Here is a 16,317-nt window from a genome sequence, read left to right on the forward strand (position 1 = left end):
GAGCTGAGGTCCCTAGCCGGAGGGATTGCCGTGGCTGCGTGGGCCGGTCGTGTCCGCTCCGCGGGGACCCTTGACGCCCTGGTAACCCGGGCCGAAGACATTGCCGTTGCCGATGAACGTGACTTCACCGAAAAACGGCAGTTCAATCGTGTCTCCGGTGAAGTCGAACGGGCTGGGGTTGGTATCGAGCACCGTGCCGTCGGGCAGCGTCACGGTAAAAGGGCTCGGGTTGTCCGTGTAGTCGAATGGAGCAGCCTGCGCTGGCGCAGCTACCCCGATGGCCGCCGCAGCAAACGCCGCCCCCAGTGCCCCCACGATGATCCTGTTCATTTGCTATTCCCCCTGGAATGCGATGAGTGGTTGCCTCGACTGTACAAGCCCCAGTCCCGAGAGTCACCCATGAAATTGCAGGTAGTTCGATTTTCTAGCGTTTCTTCCACACCTTCAAGATCGCATACTTGCATCCGCAAGGACGCGATCTTGAAGGTCGCTGGAATTTGCCATGACGCTTTTTCCTTTCGCAACTATCAGCACATCTACCCATATCGAATGACGTGGCACTTTTCGCGCCGAACAGCCAAGTAGTTCACACCCACGAGCGGACTGGTACATCCGCTGTCAGCAAATACTTGGCGAGATCAGACATCTCGAACGGCACACACCCACGTTGCTGAGACGAACTAGGTGGATTGCCAGAACCGTCCTGGTGGTGCCGTCGCCGAACCTTCAGCGCCCCGCAACCAGAGTCGAGTCCGACGAACCCGCATCCTGCTAGGCGTCTGCCCCGTAGCGTCCCGCGCTGAACATGGACGCCGCCGCGCCGATGAGCATCATCACCGCCGCGGCCAGGAACACCACGGTCAGCCCGGAGTGGAATGGCTCGGTGATCAACTCGGGGAAGAATGTCTTGCCGGTCAGCACTTCGGCGTTGACCCCCGGCGCGTCCAGCGCGCCTGAGGGCTCCAGCAATTCACCGATCGGGTTGTATCCCAGGAACGCCGCGAACAAACTCCCCACCGGGGGCGTATTGGCCACTTCGTGCGCGACGGAGGCCGAAACCCCTTGCGCTTGAAGCCCGCTGCTCAATGCCGACGGCAGCGAGTTGGCCAGTCCGACGATCATCAGCGAGAAGAAGATGCCGATCGACAGCGACGACCCCGCATTGAAGAAGGTGGCCCGCACCCCCGAGGCGGCACCACGCTGGGCGGCGGGGACGCTGGACATGATGGCGGCCGTGTTGGGCGCGGTGAAGATACCGCCGCCCAGACCGTTCAGAAAGACCAGCAGCGCGAACACCCAGTAGTCGAAGTTCACCGGGATCATCAGCAGGGCAACAAAGGATGCCGCCATCAGCAGCATCCCCCCGACCGTCAGCGGCCGCGCCCCGAACCGATCGGCGAGCGTGCCTGCCACCGGCGCGGCCACCAGGAATCCCACGGTGACGGGCAGCAGGTAGATGCCCGCCCACAGCGGCGTGGATTCGAAGCTGTAGCCGTGCAACGGAAGCCAGATTCCCTGCAGCCAGATGATCAGCATGAACTGCAGACCACCACGGCCCACCGAGGACATCAGCCCGGCCAGGTTCCCCATTCCGAATGCGGCAGAGCGGAACAGCCGGATGTCGACCATCGGCTGATCGACCCGCAACTCGATGAAGCAGAACGCTGCAAGCGTCCCCACCCCGGCGATGATCGATCCGAGCACCCAGGGGTTGGTCCACCCGGTGCTGGCGCCGCCGTAGGGCTGGATGCCGTAGGTGATCCCGACGAGCAGCACGGTGAGTCCGACACCGAAGGTCAACGTGCCGGCCCAGTCCAGCCGACCCGGGGTGCGTACGCCCAGTTCGCGCAGCGATCGCACGCTCCAGATCGTGCCCAGCACGCCGATCGGCACCCCGACCCAGAAGATGGCCTGCCAATGCCATTCGGAGAGCACTCCACCGATCAGCAGGCCGAGGAACGACCCGGCCACCGCTGCCACCATGTTCACCCCGAGCGCCATGCCGCGCTGATTGGCGGGGAACGCGTCGGTGAGGATCGCCGACGACGAGGCCATCAGCATGGCGCCGCCGATGCCCTGGATGACGCGCCAGGCGATCAGCCACACCGCGCCGCCGTCGAGGTGGAACGGGTCGAAGGACAGTGCGACGGCCGCCACGGTGAAGACCACGAAGCCCAGGTTGTAGATGCGTACCCGGCCGAACATGTCCCCGAGCCGGCCGAACGGGACGACCAGCACGGCCGTCACCACCAGGTAGCCCATGATCATCCAGAGCAGGTAGCTGACATTGCCCGGCGCCAGCGGGTTCAGCCCGATGCCCCGGAAGATCGCGGGCAGCGAGATCAGCACGATGGAAGCGTTGATCGCGGCCAGCAGGATGCCCAACGTGGTGTTGGACAGCACGATCCACTTGTAGAGCGGATGGTCGTGATCCAGCCGGGCGCGCGTCTGTTCAAGCTCAGTTGTCATCAGATCTCGATCTACGAATCGACAAAAAACATATATTAGCTATACAAACGATCTCTCGGCAATCCGGTCGCCGATGCGCTACGTTGGACCCGTCCACACGGGAGCACGCACCAGCGTGCTGAGAGGACGGCTAGGGCCGTCGACCGTACGAACCTGACCGGGTAATGCCGGCGTAGGGAGATGTGTAGATGAGCGTTGCTGTCAACCCCACCGTCACGACGGGCCCGATCGCGGGCAGCTCCAAGTTCTACTCGCCGGCGGGTGTGCCGTCCCGGCGCGTGCACCTGAGTACCGGCGAACATTTCGACCTGTACGACACGTCCGGGCCGTACACCGATGAGCACGCCACGATCGACCTGGACAAGGGCCTGCCGCCGCGCACCGGCATCGTCTCCGACAGAGGCACCCAGCTGCAACGGGCCCGCAACGGCGAAATCACCGCCGAGATGGCGTTCATCGCCGAACGCGAAGGGGTCTCCCCCGAGTTGGTGCGCGACGAGGTGGCGATAGGCCGGGCCGTCATCCCGGCCAACCACAACCATCCCGAGAGCGAGCCGATGATCATCGGCAAGGCCTTCGGGGTGAAAGTCAATGCCAATATCGGCAATTCGGCCGTGACGAGCTCGATTGCCGAAGAGGTCGACAAGATGGTGTGGGCGACCCGGTGGGGTGCGGACACCATCATGGATCTGTCCACCGGCAAGGACATCCACCTCACCAGGGAGTGGATCCTGCGCAACTCCCCGGTCCCGGTCGGCACCGTGCCGATGTATCAGGCGCTGGAGAAGGTCAATGGCGACCCCACCAAGATGACGTGGGAGTCATACCGCGACACCGTGATCGAGCAGTGCGAGCAGGGTGTCGACTACATGACGGTGCACGCCGGGGTCAAGCTCGCATATATCCCGCTGACCGTCAAGCGGGTCACCGGGATCGTGTCACGCGGCGGTTCGATCATGGCCGCCTGGATGCTCGCCCATCACCGGGAATCGTTCCTGTACGAGAACTTCGAGGAACTCTGCGACATCCTCGCCCGCTACGACGTGACGTTCTCCCTCGGCGACGGACTGCGCCCGGGATCGATCGCCGACGCGAACGACGAGGCCCAGTTCGCCGAACTGCGCACCCTCGGCGAACTCACCACAATCGCCAAATCCCATGGTGTGCAGGTGATGATCGAAGGCCCGGGCCATGTCCCGATGCACAAGATCGTGGAGAACGTGCGCCTGGAGGAGGAATGGTGCGAAGAGGCGCCGTTCTACACCCTCGGTCCGCTGGCCACCGACATCGCACCGGCGTATGACCACATCACCAGCGCGATCGGCGCGGCGATCATCGCCCAGGCCGGCACCGCGATGCTCTGCTACGTCACGCCCAAGGAGCACCTCGGCCTGCCCGACCGCAAGGACGTCAAGGACGGGGTGATCGCCTACCGGATCGCCGCGCATGCCGCCGATCTGGCCAAGGGCCATCCCCGGGCGCAGTTGCGTGATGACGCATTATCGCTGGCCCGCTTCGAGTTCCGCTGGCACGACCAGTTCGCGCTGTCGCTGGACCCGGACACCGCCCGCGAGTACCACGATGAGACGCTGCCCGCCGAGCCCGCGAAGACCGCGCACTTTTGCTCGATGTGCGGCCCGAAGTTCTGCTCGATGCGCATCACACAGGACATCCGGGACGCCATGGCGGAGAAATCACTGGAGTTCGCGGAACAGGGCAACCGGGTGTATCTACCCTTGACCTCATGACCGAGTTCCTACCGCTGCCCGCGTTCGGGCAGACCCCCACCCGGGTGATGACCATCGCCGGCTCCGATTCCGGCGGCGGCGCGGGCATCCAAGCCGATATGCGCACGTTCGCCATGCTGGGCGTGCACGGCTGCGTCGCGGTCACCGCCGTCACGGTGCAGAACTCGGTGGGTGTCAAGGGGTTCCACGAAATACCGCTCGACGTGGTGGCCGGCCAGATCACCGCCGTCGTCGACGATATCGGCATCCAGGCCGCCAAGACGGGCATGCTGGCCTCGTCCGAGATCATCGCGACGATCGCCGAGACCTGGCGCGGCCTCGACACCGGGGTGCCCCTGGTAGTGGATCCGGTGTGCGCCTCCATGCACGGGGATCCGCTGCTGCATCCGTCGGCGCTGAACTCGATTCGGACCGAACTGTTTCCGCTCGCCACCCTGGTCACCCCGAACCTCGATGAGGTGCGACTGCTCGTCGACGTCGAAGTCGTCGACGCCGCCAGCCAGCGAGAGGCGGCCCGCGCGCTGCACGCACTGGGCCCGCAATGGGTACTGGTCAAGGGCGGACACCTGCGGTCCTCGGGTGCCAGCCCCGACCTGCTGTTCGACGGCACCGAGTTCCACGAGTTCGACGGGCCGCGCATCGACACCGGCCACGACCACGGTGCCGGCGACACTTTGGCCGCCGCCACCGCCGCCGCGCTGGCGCACGGGCACACCGTCCCCGAGGCAGTGGCCTTCGGCAAGCGCTGGGTGACCGAATGTCTGCGCGCCGCATACCCGTTGGGGCACGGACACGGACCGGTCAACGCGTTGTTCAGGCTTCTGCAGTGACGCTTGACGAGCTGGCCGGGGTGGCGCACGAGCCGGACGGGAAACCCAAAGGCACCGTCGTACTCACCCACGGCGCGGGCGGCAACCGTGATTCCCCGATGCTGGTCCGGATCTGTGACGAATGGGCCCGCCACGGCTACCTGGCGGTCCGCTACAACCTGCCCTACCGCCGCCGCCGCCCGAAGGGGCCTCCGTCGAACTCGGCGAACTCCGATCAGGAAGGCATCATCGAGGCCATCTCCTGGGCCCGTGGACTCGGCCACGGGCCGGTGATCGCCGGCGGGCATTCCTACGGGGGCCGGATGACGTCGATGGTGGCGGCCGAAACGGAACCACCCGATGTGCTGACCCTGTTCTCCTATCCATTGCACCCGCCGGGCAAGCCCGAACGCGCACGCACCGAACACCTGCCCGGCATCACCGCACCGACGGTGTTCACCCACGGCACCGCCGATCCGTTCGGCACCATCGACGAGATCCGCGCCGCGGCCGCACTCGTGACCGGGCCGGTCGAGGTTGTCGAGGTCACCGGGGCACGCCACGATCTGGGCTCCAAGACTTTGGACGTCCCCCTGCTCGCGGTGACCGCCGCGGCTATCTTTCTTTCATGAGCCTGCCGCCGCCCCCCGGTTATGGACCTCCGCCCGGCAGCTTCCCGCCGCCGCCCGGGAGTTACCCACCGCCCCCGGCGGGAAACTTCCCGCCACCCCCGGCGGGAAACTTCCCGCCACCCCCGCCCCTCCCCTATTCCGACCCCTACGGGCAGGCCTATCCCCCGCCGCGACCACCGGGCACCAATTGGTGGGCCATCGTCTCGCTGATCTTCGGTCTTCTGGGCGGTGTCCTTGTCAGCGTGATCTGCGGGTTCGTCGGGCTCAAGAAGGCCAAGCAGGGCCAGGGCGGGCGTGGCATGGCGATCGCCGGCCTGGTGCTGTCTGGGCTGTGGGTGCTGGTCGGAATCGCGGTGGTCGCGGTGCTCGTCGCCAACAAGGACGAGATCTCGAACAGTGAGTTCGCCGACATCTTCGATCCGAATTCCGTCAACGCCGCCGATGTCGGACTCGGCGACTGCCTGTCGGAGATCCCGTCGGATGCCAGCCTGGTGGCCTCGGTGAAAACGGTCGCGTGCACCGAACCACACAAGGGCGAGGTCTACCACGTCGTCACGGTCCCGGACGGTGACTTCCCGGGTGAGACGGCGATCATCGACTACCAGGACCAGTGCCAGCCCGCGCTGGAGGATTTCTCGCCGGCGGCGATGGCGGACCCCGAGGTGGGGATGTTCGTGCTGTACCCGACCGCGGACTCGTGGAAGCGCGGCGACCGCGCGGTGACGTGCATCGCCACCACCGACGTGCCGCGCACCGGTTCGCTTCAGGAGTAGCCCGATACCTGAGGTACCGTTTCCCCCATGTTTGACGCCGTCATCGTGGGTGCTGGATTCGCCGGTATCGGCGCTGCCATCCAGCTCAAACGGTCGGGGATCGAGAACTTCGTGATCCTGGACCGCGAGGACGATCTCGGCGGCACCTGGTATGTGAACCACTACCCCGGGCTTGCCGTCGACGTCCCCACCACCACCTACTCCTACTTCTTCGAGCCGAACCCGAACTGGTCGCGCCTGTTCTCCACCGGCGACGAGATCAAGCAGTACGCCGACGATGTCGCCGACAAGTACGATGTGCGTCGCCACATCCGGTTTCGCACCGCGGTCGACGGCGCCCGCTGGGACGAGGAGTCCGACCTGTGGCAGGTGAGCCTGGCCGACGGTGAGGTGCTCAGTGCCCGGTACCTGATCACCGCGACCGGCTTCCTGTCCCAGCCGAAGATCCCCGACATCCCCGGCATCGAGAACTTCGACGGGCGGGTCATCCACACCACCGAGTGGCAGGACGACTACGACCCCACCGGGAAACGGATCGCCGTCATCGGCACCGGCGCCACCGCGGTGCAGCTCATCCCCGAACTGGCCAAGTCCGCGGCGGATCTGACCGTCTACCAGCGCACCCCGATCTGGGTGGTACCCAAGATCGACCTGCGCTTCGGACCGCTGGCCAAGAAGATGTTCGCCCGTATCCCCGCGACGCAGCGGGTGCTGCGCTGGTTCACCGACTCGGTCTACGAGGTCATGGTGTCGATCGGCGTGGTGCACTTCAAGACGTTCCGCGGTCGCGGCAACGTCTCGGCCGCCGATCTGTCCAAGCTGCACCGCTTCATCACGATCCGCGACAAGGAGCTGCGGCGCCGGCTCACCCCGGACTACGACTTCGGTTGCAAGCGTCCAACATTCAGCAACGGCTACTACCGGGCCTTCACCCGCGACAATGTTCATCTGCAGGATGCCGGCATCGATCACGTGCAGTCCGACGGCATCGTCGGCAAGGACGGCGCCAAGACCGAGATCGACACCCTGGTGCTGGCCACCGGTTTCGACCTGTGGGAAGCGAACTTCCCCGCCATCGAGGTGATCGGGCGTGACGGCCGCAACCTCGGAAAGTGGTGGCGCGAAACGCGTTTCCAGGCATACCAGGGCGTCTCGATGCCGTACTTCCCGAACTACCTCAGCCTGGCCAGCCCCTATGCCTTCCTGGGTCTGAACTTCTTCAACACCATGGAGTACCAGATGCGGCTGATGGACCGGCTGTTCGGCGAGGTGCGGCGTCGCGGCGCCACCACGTTCGAGGTCTCCGAGGAAGCCAACACCCGCTACCTGGACCGGATGACCGAGCTGCTCGGCGATTCGCTGTTCACCCAGGGCAATTGCGCAAGCGCGCGGTCCTACTACTACAACCCCGCCGGTGAGCCGACGCTGCTGCGCCCCACCACCACCGAGACCGCGATCAGGGAAGCCGCCGAGTTCCCCCTGAGCGATTACATCCTGAACTGAGAGGCATTTCCTTGAGCGAGAAGAAGAGTTCGAAGGCCACCACCCTGGCAGGTCTGTCGCTGGTCGGCGCGGGCCTCGGGCACTTCGCCGCCCCGCAGGTGTTCGAGTCGTTCACCAAGCCCGCCTTCCCGAACGACACCGCGCGGTACATCAAGATCAACGGCACCATCGAGACCGCCCTGGGCGTGGCTCTGCTGGTTCCCAAGACGCGCAAGCTGGCCGCGATCGGCGGACTGGGCTACATCGCGTATCTGGGCGCCAACGCCATACGCAACAGCTGAACCAAATCCGCGTCATGGCCGACCTCGACGAGCTTGCACTGCCGGCACCCGGGCAGACGCCGAGGCGGATCCTGACGATCGCCGGATCCGACTCCGGTGGCAGCGCCGGACTGCAGGCCGATATGCGCGCCTTCGCCATGCTCGGCGTGCACGGATGCGCCGCGGTGACAGCCGTGACGGTGCAAAACTCGTTGGGCGTCAAAGCATTTCACGAGATCCCTGTCGATGTGGTGGCCGGTCAGATCAGCGCGGTCGCCTCCGATATCGGCATCGAGGCGGCCAAGACCGGCATGCTGGCCTCCACCGCCATCATCGAGACCATCGTGGCGACCTGGCGCGCCGAACGGCTCGACGGCGCCGTCCCGCTGGTGGTCGACCCGGTCTGCGCCTCCAACGTCGGGGAACCGCTGCTGCATCCCAGCGCGCTCGACGCGATGCGCGATGCTTTGATCCCGCTGGCCACGCTGGTGACACCGAATCTCGACGAGGTGCGTCTGCTCGTCGGCATCGACGTCGTCGACGACGAGACGCAACACGACGCCGCCCGGGCCCTGCACGCGCTGGGCCCGCGCTGGGCACTGGTCAAGGGTGGTCACCTGCGCAACTCCCCGGTCAGCTCCGATCTGTTGTTCGACGGCGCGGACTTCTATCGGTTCGCCGCCGCCCGGGTCGACACCCGCCACGACCACGGTGCCGGTGATACCCTCGCCGCGGCGATCGCCGCGGCGCTGGCGCACGGCCACACCGTTCCTGAAGCCGTCAGCTTCGCCAAGGTGTGGGTCACCGAGTGCATCCGGGCGGCGTACCCGATCGGCCGGGGCCACGGACCGGTCAACGGCATGGCCCGACTGAGCGCGACGAAAGGCGACCGCTGAAGCGCACTCTCGGCGTCTTCGACGCCGTCGTCATCGGATTGGGCTCGATGATCGGGGCGGGCATCTTCGTGGCTCTCGGGCCTGCCGCGGCCGCCGCGGGCTCCGGGTTGCTCATCGGTCTGGCACTGGCGGCCGCGGTCGCCTATTGCAACGCGACCTCCTCGGCCCGGCTCGCGGCACTGTATCCGCAGTCCGGCGGTACCTATGTCTACGGCCGGGAACGGCTCGGCGCGTTCTGGGGCCACATGGCCGGCTGGAGCTTCATCGTCGGCAAGACAGCCTCGTGCGCGGCGATGGCACTCACCATCGGCGTCTACGCCTGGCCGGAGGCCGCGCACGCCGTCGCGGTCGGCGCGGTCATCGCCCTCACCGCGGTCAACTATGCCGGCGTGCAGAAGTCGGCGCTGCTCACCAGGATCATCGTCGCGACGGTGCTCGCGGTACTGGCCGCCGTGGTGGTCGCGCTGGCCGGCGCGGGCGAAGCGGCCCGGCTGAGCGTCGCCGCCGACATCGACGGGTGGGGTGTGCTGCAGGCCGCGGGCCTGCTGTTCTTCGCCTTCGCCGGCTACGCACGGATCGCCACCCTCGGCGAGGAGGTTCGCGACCCGGCACGAACCATAGTCCGGGCCATTCCCATCGCGCTCGGCATCACCCTGCTCGTCTACGCGACCGTCGCCATTGCGGTGCTGTCGGTACTGGGCAGCACCGGACTGGCCTCGGCCACCGCACCACTGGCCGACGCGGTGACGGCGGCCGGGCATCCCGAACTCGGCCCGGTTGTCCGGGTCGGGGCCGCCGTGGCCGCGCTGGGCTCGCTGCTGGCACTGATCCTCGGAGTCTCGCGCACCACCCTGGCGATGGCCCGCGACCGGTACCTGCCCGCCACCCTGGCGGTGGTGCATCCGCGCTTCGGCGGCCCGCACCGCGCGGAGGTGGCCGTGGGGGTGGTCGTCGCCGTATTGGTGGCCGTCGTCGACATCCGCGGGGCGATCGGTTTCTCGTCGTTCGCGGTGCTGATCTACTACGCAATCGCCAATGCCAGTGCCTGGACGCTGCAACCACGACGGCGGGTCATCCCCGCGCTGGGGCTGGCCGGCTGCCTGCTGCTCGCCTTCACGCTGCCGGCGACCTCGGTGCTGATCGGTCTCGCTGTGATTGCGGTGGGCGCGATGCTGGTGTGTAGTCGACACTCGTGACCATGCTGCGCTGGAAATACGTGGGACCCGATGCCGATGTCGTCGCCCCCGATGAACGTCTGAGCTGGCCGCGCACCCTCGGAATCGGCGCCCAGCACGTCGTCGCGATGTTCGGGGCGACGTTCCTGGTGCCGGTGCTGACCGGCTTCCCGCCCGCCACCACCCTGCTTTTCTCTGGTATCGGCACCATCGGATTCCTGCTGATCACCGGCAACCGGCTACCGAGCTATCTGGGGTCGAGCTTCGCGGTCATCGCCCCGGTCACCGCCGCGGTCACCGCGCAGGGCACTGGTTCCGCGCTGGGCGGCCTGATCGCGGTGGGGCTGCTGCTCATTCTGATCGGCGGGGTCGTGCACGTGATCGGCACCCGCTGGCTGGATCTGGTTCTGCCACCAGTGGTCACCGGCGCGATCGTCGCGTTGATCGGGTTCAACCTGGCGCCGGCGGCGAAGACGAACTTCGAGCAGGGCCCGCTGGTCGGTCTGGTGACGCTGGTGCTGCTGGTCGGCGCGCTGGCCTTCTTCAAGGGCCTCATCGGGCGGCTCGCGATCTTCTTGGCGGTGGTGATCGGCTATCTGCTGGCCCTGGCGCTCGGTGACGTCGACACGTCAGGCATCGCGCAGGCGGCCTGGATCGGGCTGCCCGAGTTTCAGACACCGACGTTCAGCCTCGCCGTGCTGCCGCTGTTCCTGCCCGCGGTCATCGCACTGGTCGCCGAGAACATCGGGCACGTGAAATCCGTGGGCCAGATGACGGGCACCGATCTGGACCCGCTGATGGGCAAGGCGCTGGCCGCCGACGGGGTGGCCACCGTGCTCGCCGGCGCCGGCGGTGGCTCGGCCACCACCACCTACGCCGAGAACATCGGCGTCATGGCCGCCACCCGTATCTATTCGACGGCCGCCTACTGGGTGGCCGCCCTGGTCGCCATCGTGTTGTCGTTGTGCCCCAAGGTGGGTGCGACGATCTCGGCCATTCCGCCGGGCGTGCTCGGCGGGGCGACCATCGTGCTCTACGGCCTGGTCGGGGTGCTCGGCATCCGGATCTGGCTGACCAATCAGGTGGACTTCTCCAAGCCGGTCAACCAGATGACCGCCGCCATCCCGTTGATCATCGGCATCGCCGACTTCACCTGGCAGGCAGGGTCGTTGACGTTCACCGGCATCTCGCTCGGCGCCATCGCGGCGCTGGTCGTCTACCACGGGATGACCGGGCTGGGCGCTATTCGCCCAGAGCGTTCACCACAGTCGAGAACACCGAAGGAAGCGCCGCCGCCACCGGAGTGATGGCGGCCCGCACCGGGGGGATTCCGGTGGCGTGCAGCAGGCCCGCGGTCAGGAGTCGGTACCTGCGGGTGAGCGTGCGCCACCGACGGTCGTAATCCGCGGTGCGCTCGTCCACGATGCAATTCACCAGCAGTTCCGCCGCGCCGAATGCCAACCCCATGCCCTCACCGGTCAGGGCATCCACATAGCCGGCGGCATCACCGACCAGCAGCACCCGCCCGGCCGTGCGGTGCCGAACCTTCTGGCGCAGCGGCCCGGCCGCCCGGTCCTGCCCGTGCGGCAGGCCGTGCAGCCGATCCATCAGGGCCGGGAACTGCCGGAGATGTTCCTCGAAGCCGCCGCGGGTGGACTTCAGGATCGCCACGCCCACGCAGCCATCGCCGACCGGGGTCACATACACTTCCCCGGCCTCCGGGCACTGGCCCCAGTGCACCTCCACGCAGTCCGACCACGGCGCGATCTCGACGTGCCGGCGGATGCCCCACCGACGGCGCTTCGGCTCCTCCCCCGACAGCCCCAGCGCGCGGCGGATCGGTGAGTGCAGACCGTCCGCCGCGGCCAGGTAGCGGGCCCGGAATCCCGCGGCGCTCACCGAGGTTGCATCCTGGGTCACCGCCCCGATCTCACCGTGCACCACCTGTACCCCGGCGTCGGCGACGGCCTTGGACAGCGCGTCGTGCAGCACGGTACGACGCACCCCGCGGCCTGGACCGTTGGCGAACCGGGCCTCGGCGGTGCGGCGGCCGTCGAGGTAGCGGATGCCGTAAAACGCCCGGCCTTCGAGTTCCACCCCGAGCCGGTCCAGATGGGCCAGGGAGTGCGGCATCAGACCCTCACCGCACGCCTTGTCGATGGGCCCGCGCCGGTGCTCGACGACGACGACCTGCAGGCCCGCGCGCGCGGCGTGCGCGGCGGTGACCAGGCCCGCGGGCCCGCCTCCGGCCACCAGCAGATCGATCACGTCAACGCGCTCACGTCAGACCCCGCAGTGCTTCGTTCTCCACCCGGATCCGGGTACGCAACAGCAGTGCGTTGGCCGCCGAGAACACTCCCGCGGTGATCCAGGCCCCACCCACCAGCGGCAGCGCGGCTCCCTCGAGGATCACGGCCACGTAATTAGGATGTGGCACAAGGCGATACGGCCCGCCGACGATGCGCGGCGCGCCCGGCACCACGACCACCCTGGTGTTCCACTGCTTACCTAGGGTGGTGATGCACCACCAGCGCAGCGCCTGGGCGACCACCACCACCCAGAACGCCGGCCAGATCCAGCGCCTGCGCGTGCGCGCCTCCAGCACCGCCCCGGCCAGCAGGCCGGTGTGCAGCGCCACCATCACCGGGTAGTGCCCGGCCCCGAATTCGCGGCCGCCGTTGGCCCTGCTCCATTCGAGGTTGCGCTTGGACACCACCAGTTCGGCCACCCGCTCCACCGCGACCAGCAGGATCAGTGCGACGAATGCCCTCATCGGATCAACGCCACCGCAGCAGCACGAGTTCGGAGCAGAAGCCCGGCCCCATCGCCATCAGCACGCCGGGGGTACCCGCGGTCGGTCGTTTGCGGATGGTGTCGCGCAGCACGTGCAGCACCGACGAGGAAGACAGGTTGCCGATCTCGGCGAGCGACTGCCAGGTCAGGTCCAGGGCGTCCGACGGCAGCGACAGCGTGTCGATGATGGCCTCGATCACCTTCGGCCCACCCGGATGGCTGACCCAGGTACCGATATCGGGGACGGTGAGGTCATGTGCACCAAGGAATCCGGTGACATCGTCACCGAGGTAACGCCCGACGAAGGACGGCACCTCGGCGCTGAGCACGATCTCGAAACCCTTGGTGCCGATGTCCCAGCCCATCGCGTGCAGCGAGTCCGGGTACAAGTGGCTGCGCGAGTCCAGCACATCCGGCCCGGTCGGGTTCAGTTCCTCGGCCCGCTGCGCGCCGACGGCCACCACCGCCGAGGCGCCGTCGCCGAACAGCGCACCGGCCACCAGCGTCGGCATGGACGGATGATGTTTGCGCGTCAGCGAACACAGCTCCACCGATACCAGCACCGCCACCTTGTCGGGCGCACCGCGCAGGTAGTCGTGCAGCCGCGCGATCCCGGCCGCGCCGGCCACACAGCCGAGCCCGAAGATCGGGATCCGGCGCACATCGGCGCGCAACCCGAGCCGGCCGGCGATCCGGGCGTCCAGCGAGGGCACCACCGCGCCGGTCACCGTGGTGGTGATGATCAGGTCGACGTCCTCGGGCCGCAGGCCCGCCTCGTCGAGCGCGCCGGCCAGCGCAGCAGACCCGAGTTCGGTTGCGTGCTCTATGAAAAGATTGTTCGCCTCGCCGAAGTCGGTCAGTGCCGCATACTCTTCCAACGGCCGGACCAGATACCTGCTGTTCACCTTGGCGCTCTTGTGCAGTCCGCGAACGGCGTCTTCGAGACCCTCGTATCCGGGCAGGGCAAGCAGCGCCTCGGTGATCTCGTCCTGGGTGTAACGGTGCGGGGGCAACACCCCGTGCACACCGGCGATCGTGCTGTAACTGGGCATTCCGGCGAGATTAGTGGCCATACCGTGATTACGGGGTGCTACGCCGTTGGGTTCAATCCGTCAGTGATTCAGTCCGATCCGGTCATGCAGCCGGGCCAATGGCTTGGGCGACCACCAGTTCCACCGCCCCATCAACTGCATGAACGCCGGTACCAGGACCATTCGCACCAGCGTGGCGTCCATCAGCACCGCCAGCGTCAGCCCCAGGCCGAACATCCGCATGAATGACACATTTGCCGCAATCAGGGCGGCAAACGAGATCGACATCACAAGTGCGGCAGCGGTAACCACGCGACCGGTACGTGCCAGCCCGAGCGCCACGCTCTCCCCGACGTCGGCCGAGGTGCGCCCCGAGGCCAGCCAGTACTCGCGGATCCGGGCGAGCAGGAACACCTCGTAGTCCATCGACAACCCGAAGGCGATACAGAACAGCAGCACCGGGATGTTGGCTACCAGCGTGCCGGTGGGCGTGGTGCCCAGCGCGCCGAGGTGCCCGTCCTGGAAGATCCACACCATCGCTCCGAAAGTGGCAGTCAGCGACAAGATGTTCAGCACAACCGCTTTCAGCGGGAGCACCACACTGCCGGTGAGCAGGAACAGCAGACAGAACGTGATGGCCGCGATCAGCCCGAGCACCAGCGGCAGCTTCGCGCCGATCGCGTCCACACTGTCCCGGTCGGTCTGCGCGACCCCGCCCAGCAACACCTGACGGCCGGCCGGGCCGGCCACCTCGTGCAACCGGTCCAGCTGCGCCGCCGAGTCCTCGGAGAACAACGGTGCCGAACTGGACACCCGCAGGAACATGCTGCCGTCGCGTTCCACCGGCGGTGAGACCGCTGAAACCTCGGGCACCGCGGACAATTCAGCCGTGTAGCGGTCCAGGTCGGTGCGTGTCAGGCCGGCCGCTTCGGGGATGACGACGCTGACATCGGTCGCCGAGTTGTGCGCGAAATCCTGTCTGAGCCGGTCACCGACCTGATGCGCCGACGCGCCGGCCGGCAGCACCCGGTCATCGGGGAAACCCCATTTGACCCCGGTGAACGGCAGCCCCAGCAAAACCAGCAACACCACCACCGCCACGCCGATGGGGACGGCGCGGCGCAGCACGAATTTGGTTGAGCGGTACCAGAACTGTGCCTCGACGGGTTTGGGCTCCCGCGCGCGCCGGCCTTTGACCCGGTCTCCGAGCAGCACGACGGCCGCCGGGGTGAGCACCAACGCCGCGATCGCCGCGAACACCACGGTGGCCACCCCGGCGTAGGCGAAAGACTTCAGGAAGTACATCGGGAACAGCACCAGCGTGGACATCGGCAACGCCACCGTCGTCGCCGAGAACACCACGGTGCGCCCCGCCGTCACCATCATCCGCACCAGGGCGTCCTCACGGCCGGCTCCGTCGGCAAGTTCGTCGCGGTAGCGGCTGATCATCAGCAACGTGTAATCGATGGCCAGCGCCAGACCCATTGCCATGCAGAGATTCAGAGCGAACACCGACACATCGGTGGCCATCGTGATCAGCCGCAGCACCGCCAGCGAACCGAGGATCGCCATCACGCCGACCACCACCGGCACCGCGGCGGCGAGCAACCCACCGAACACCCACACCAGGACCAGGAAGCTGAACGGGATGGCAATCGACTCCATCACCAGCAGGTCGCGCTGTGACTGCTCGGTGATCTGGGTGTTCACCATGGCCAGGCCACCGGCCTGCACGCGCACGCCGTCCCGGTCGTGGACCAGGGTGTCGACGAGCTCCTTGGCATGATTCTGGGCGTACTTCTCGCCCCCGGTGATACCGGCGACGATCAGTCCCGCGGTGCCGTCCCGGCTGAGCAGTTCGGCGGCGGCGGGTTGCGGCACGGTCCACGCCGAACTCACCTCGGCCACCTGCTCGGAGTCCCGCAGCGCCGACACGATCTCGGTCCCCACCCGGCGGGCGTCGGGGCTCATGGCGCCCGACGGGTCCGACACCACGATCAGCAACTGCATATCACCCTGGTTGAACCTGCCGGTCAGCAGTTCGGCCGCCTGGCTGGATTCCGCGCCGGGATCCTGGAATCCGCCGGCGGTCAGCTTCTGGGTGACCGGGACACCGAAGATCGCCGCCGCGACCGCGAGCAGTGCGGCGACGACGAGGATCCGTCGGGGCGCGGCGATGGCAAGACGCGCGAGGCGTTCGAGAACGCCGGGTTTTTCCACCGGCTCAT

The 16,317-nt window shown here is 67.2% G+C and carries 15 protein-coding genes and 1 riboswitch; of the genes, 9 read left to right on the forward strand and 6 right to left on the reverse strand.

Annotated elements, in window-relative coordinates:
- Nucleotides 1–12 precede the first annotated feature (12 nt).
- Both EXE63_RS11205 and EXE63_RS11210 read right to left on the reverse strand, forming a co-directional pair.
- Nucleotides 13–330, reverse strand: a complete 318-nt coding sequence (locus tag EXE63_RS11205) for a hypothetical protein (RefSeq protein WP_168142014.1) — start codon at nucleotides 328–330, stop codon at nucleotides 13–15.
- 441 nt (nucleotides 331–771) lie between these two features.
- Complete coding sequence (locus EXE63_RS11210; protein ID WP_168142015.1) at nucleotides 772–2,469, reverse strand: MFS transporter; 1,698 nt, start codon at nucleotides 2,467–2,469, stop codon at nucleotides 772–774.
- 87 nt (nucleotides 2,470–2,556) lie between these two features.
- Nucleotides 2,557–2,665, forward strand: a riboswitch (TPP riboswitch).
- Here EXE63_RS11210 and thiC point away from each other — a divergent pair.
- From thiC to EXE63_RS11255, 9 genes are all read left to right on the forward strand, one after another.
- Complete coding sequence (gene thiC / locus EXE63_RS11215) at nucleotides 2,658–4,217, forward strand: phosphomethylpyrimidine synthase ThiC (protein WP_168142016.1); 1,560 nt, start codon at nucleotides 2,658–2,660, stop codon at nucleotides 4,215–4,217. It overlaps the preceding riboswitch by 8 nt.
- The gene (gene thiD / locus EXE63_RS11220) at nucleotides 4,214–5,047 is read left to right on the forward strand and encodes a bifunctional hydroxymethylpyrimidine kinase/phosphomethylpyrimidine kinase (RefSeq protein ID WP_168142017.1); all 834 of its coding nucleotides are present in this window, start codon (nucleotides 4,214–4,216) and stop codon (nucleotides 5,045–5,047) included. The genes thiC and thiD (EXE63_RS11220) overlap by 4 nt, the downstream gene beginning before the upstream one ends.
- A complete protein-coding gene (locus EXE63_RS11225) occupies nucleotides 5,044–5,658 on the forward strand; it encodes an alpha/beta hydrolase family protein (protein ID WP_168142018.1) in 615 nt (204 codons plus the stop codon). Before thiD (EXE63_RS11220) ends, EXE63_RS11225 begins: the two co-directional genes overlap by 4 nt.
- Entirely contained in the window at nucleotides 5,655–6,431 is a 777-nt protein-coding gene (locus tag EXE63_RS11230) for a DUF4190 domain-containing protein (protein WP_168142019.1), read from the forward strand. Before EXE63_RS11225 ends, EXE63_RS11230 begins: the two co-directional genes overlap by 4 nt.
- A 27-nt stretch (nucleotides 6,432–6,458) precedes the next feature.
- The gene (locus tag EXE63_RS11235; protein ID WP_168142020.1) at nucleotides 6,459–7,934 is read left to right on the forward strand and encodes a flavin-containing monooxygenase; all 1,476 of its coding nucleotides are present in this window, start codon (nucleotides 6,459–6,461) and stop codon (nucleotides 7,932–7,934) included.
- A gap of 11 nt (nucleotides 7,935–7,945) precedes the next feature.
- Nucleotides 7,946–8,215: a DoxX-related protein gene (locus EXE63_RS11240; protein WP_168142021.1), complete on the forward strand. Its 270-nt coding sequence runs from the start codon at nucleotides 7,946–7,948 to the stop codon at nucleotides 8,213–8,215.
- A 14-nt stretch (nucleotides 8,216–8,229) separates the two neighbouring features.
- The gene (gene thiD / locus EXE63_RS11245; RefSeq protein WP_168142022.1) at nucleotides 8,230–9,090 is read left to right on the forward strand and encodes a bifunctional hydroxymethylpyrimidine kinase/phosphomethylpyrimidine kinase; all 861 of its coding nucleotides are present in this window, start codon (nucleotides 8,230–8,232) and stop codon (nucleotides 9,088–9,090) included.
- A gap of 47 nt (nucleotides 9,091–9,137) precedes the next feature.
- Nucleotides 9,138–10,286 (forward strand): APC family permease, encoded by a 1,149-nt coding sequence (locus tag EXE63_RS11250; RefSeq protein WP_168142023.1) that lies wholly within the window; start codon nucleotides 9,138–9,140, stop codon nucleotides 10,284–10,286.
- Nucleotides 10,287–10,288: 2 nt separating this feature from the next.
- A complete protein-coding gene (locus EXE63_RS11255; protein WP_168142024.1) occupies nucleotides 10,289–11,572 on the forward strand; it encodes a uracil-xanthine permease family protein in 1,284 nt (427 codons plus the stop codon).
- On the opposite strand, the gene EXE63_RS11260 is transcribed toward EXE63_RS11255, so the two are convergent.
- From EXE63_RS11260 to EXE63_RS11275, 4 genes are read right to left on the reverse strand one after another with little or no spacing between them, the layout of a single operon-like run.
- Nucleotides 11,508–12,533 (reverse strand): NAD(P)/FAD-dependent oxidoreductase, encoded by a 1,026-nt coding sequence (locus EXE63_RS11260; RefSeq protein WP_168142025.1) that lies wholly within the window; start codon nucleotides 12,531–12,533, stop codon nucleotides 11,508–11,510. The two genes, EXE63_RS11255 and EXE63_RS11260, sit on opposite strands and share 65 nt — an antisense overlap.
- Nucleotides 12,534–12,543: 10 nt before the next feature.
- Nucleotides 12,544–13,038, reverse strand: coding sequence for an isoprenylcysteine carboxyl methyltransferase family protein (locus tag EXE63_RS11265; protein ID WP_168142026.1), 495 nt, complete (start codon nucleotides 13,036–13,038; stop codon nucleotides 12,544–12,546).
- A 4-nt stretch (nucleotides 13,039–13,042) separates the two neighbouring features.
- The gene (locus EXE63_RS11270) at nucleotides 13,043–14,110 is read right to left on the reverse strand and encodes a type III polyketide synthase (protein WP_168142027.1); all 1,068 of its coding nucleotides are present in this window, start codon (nucleotides 14,108–14,110) and stop codon (nucleotides 13,043–13,045) included.
- 60 nt (nucleotides 14,111–14,170) lie between these two features.
- Nucleotides 14,171–16,309 (reverse strand): MMPL family transporter, encoded by a 2,139-nt coding sequence (locus tag EXE63_RS11275; protein ID WP_168142028.1) that lies wholly within the window; start codon nucleotides 16,307–16,309, stop codon nucleotides 14,171–14,173.
- Between the last annotated feature and the right edge of the window lie 8 nt (nucleotides 16,310–16,317).

Source organism: Mycolicibacterium frederiksbergense (assembly GCF_012223425.1).
Classification (GTDB): Bacteria; Actinomycetota; Actinomycetes; order Mycobacteriales; family Mycobacteriaceae; genus Mycobacterium; species Mycobacterium frederiksbergense.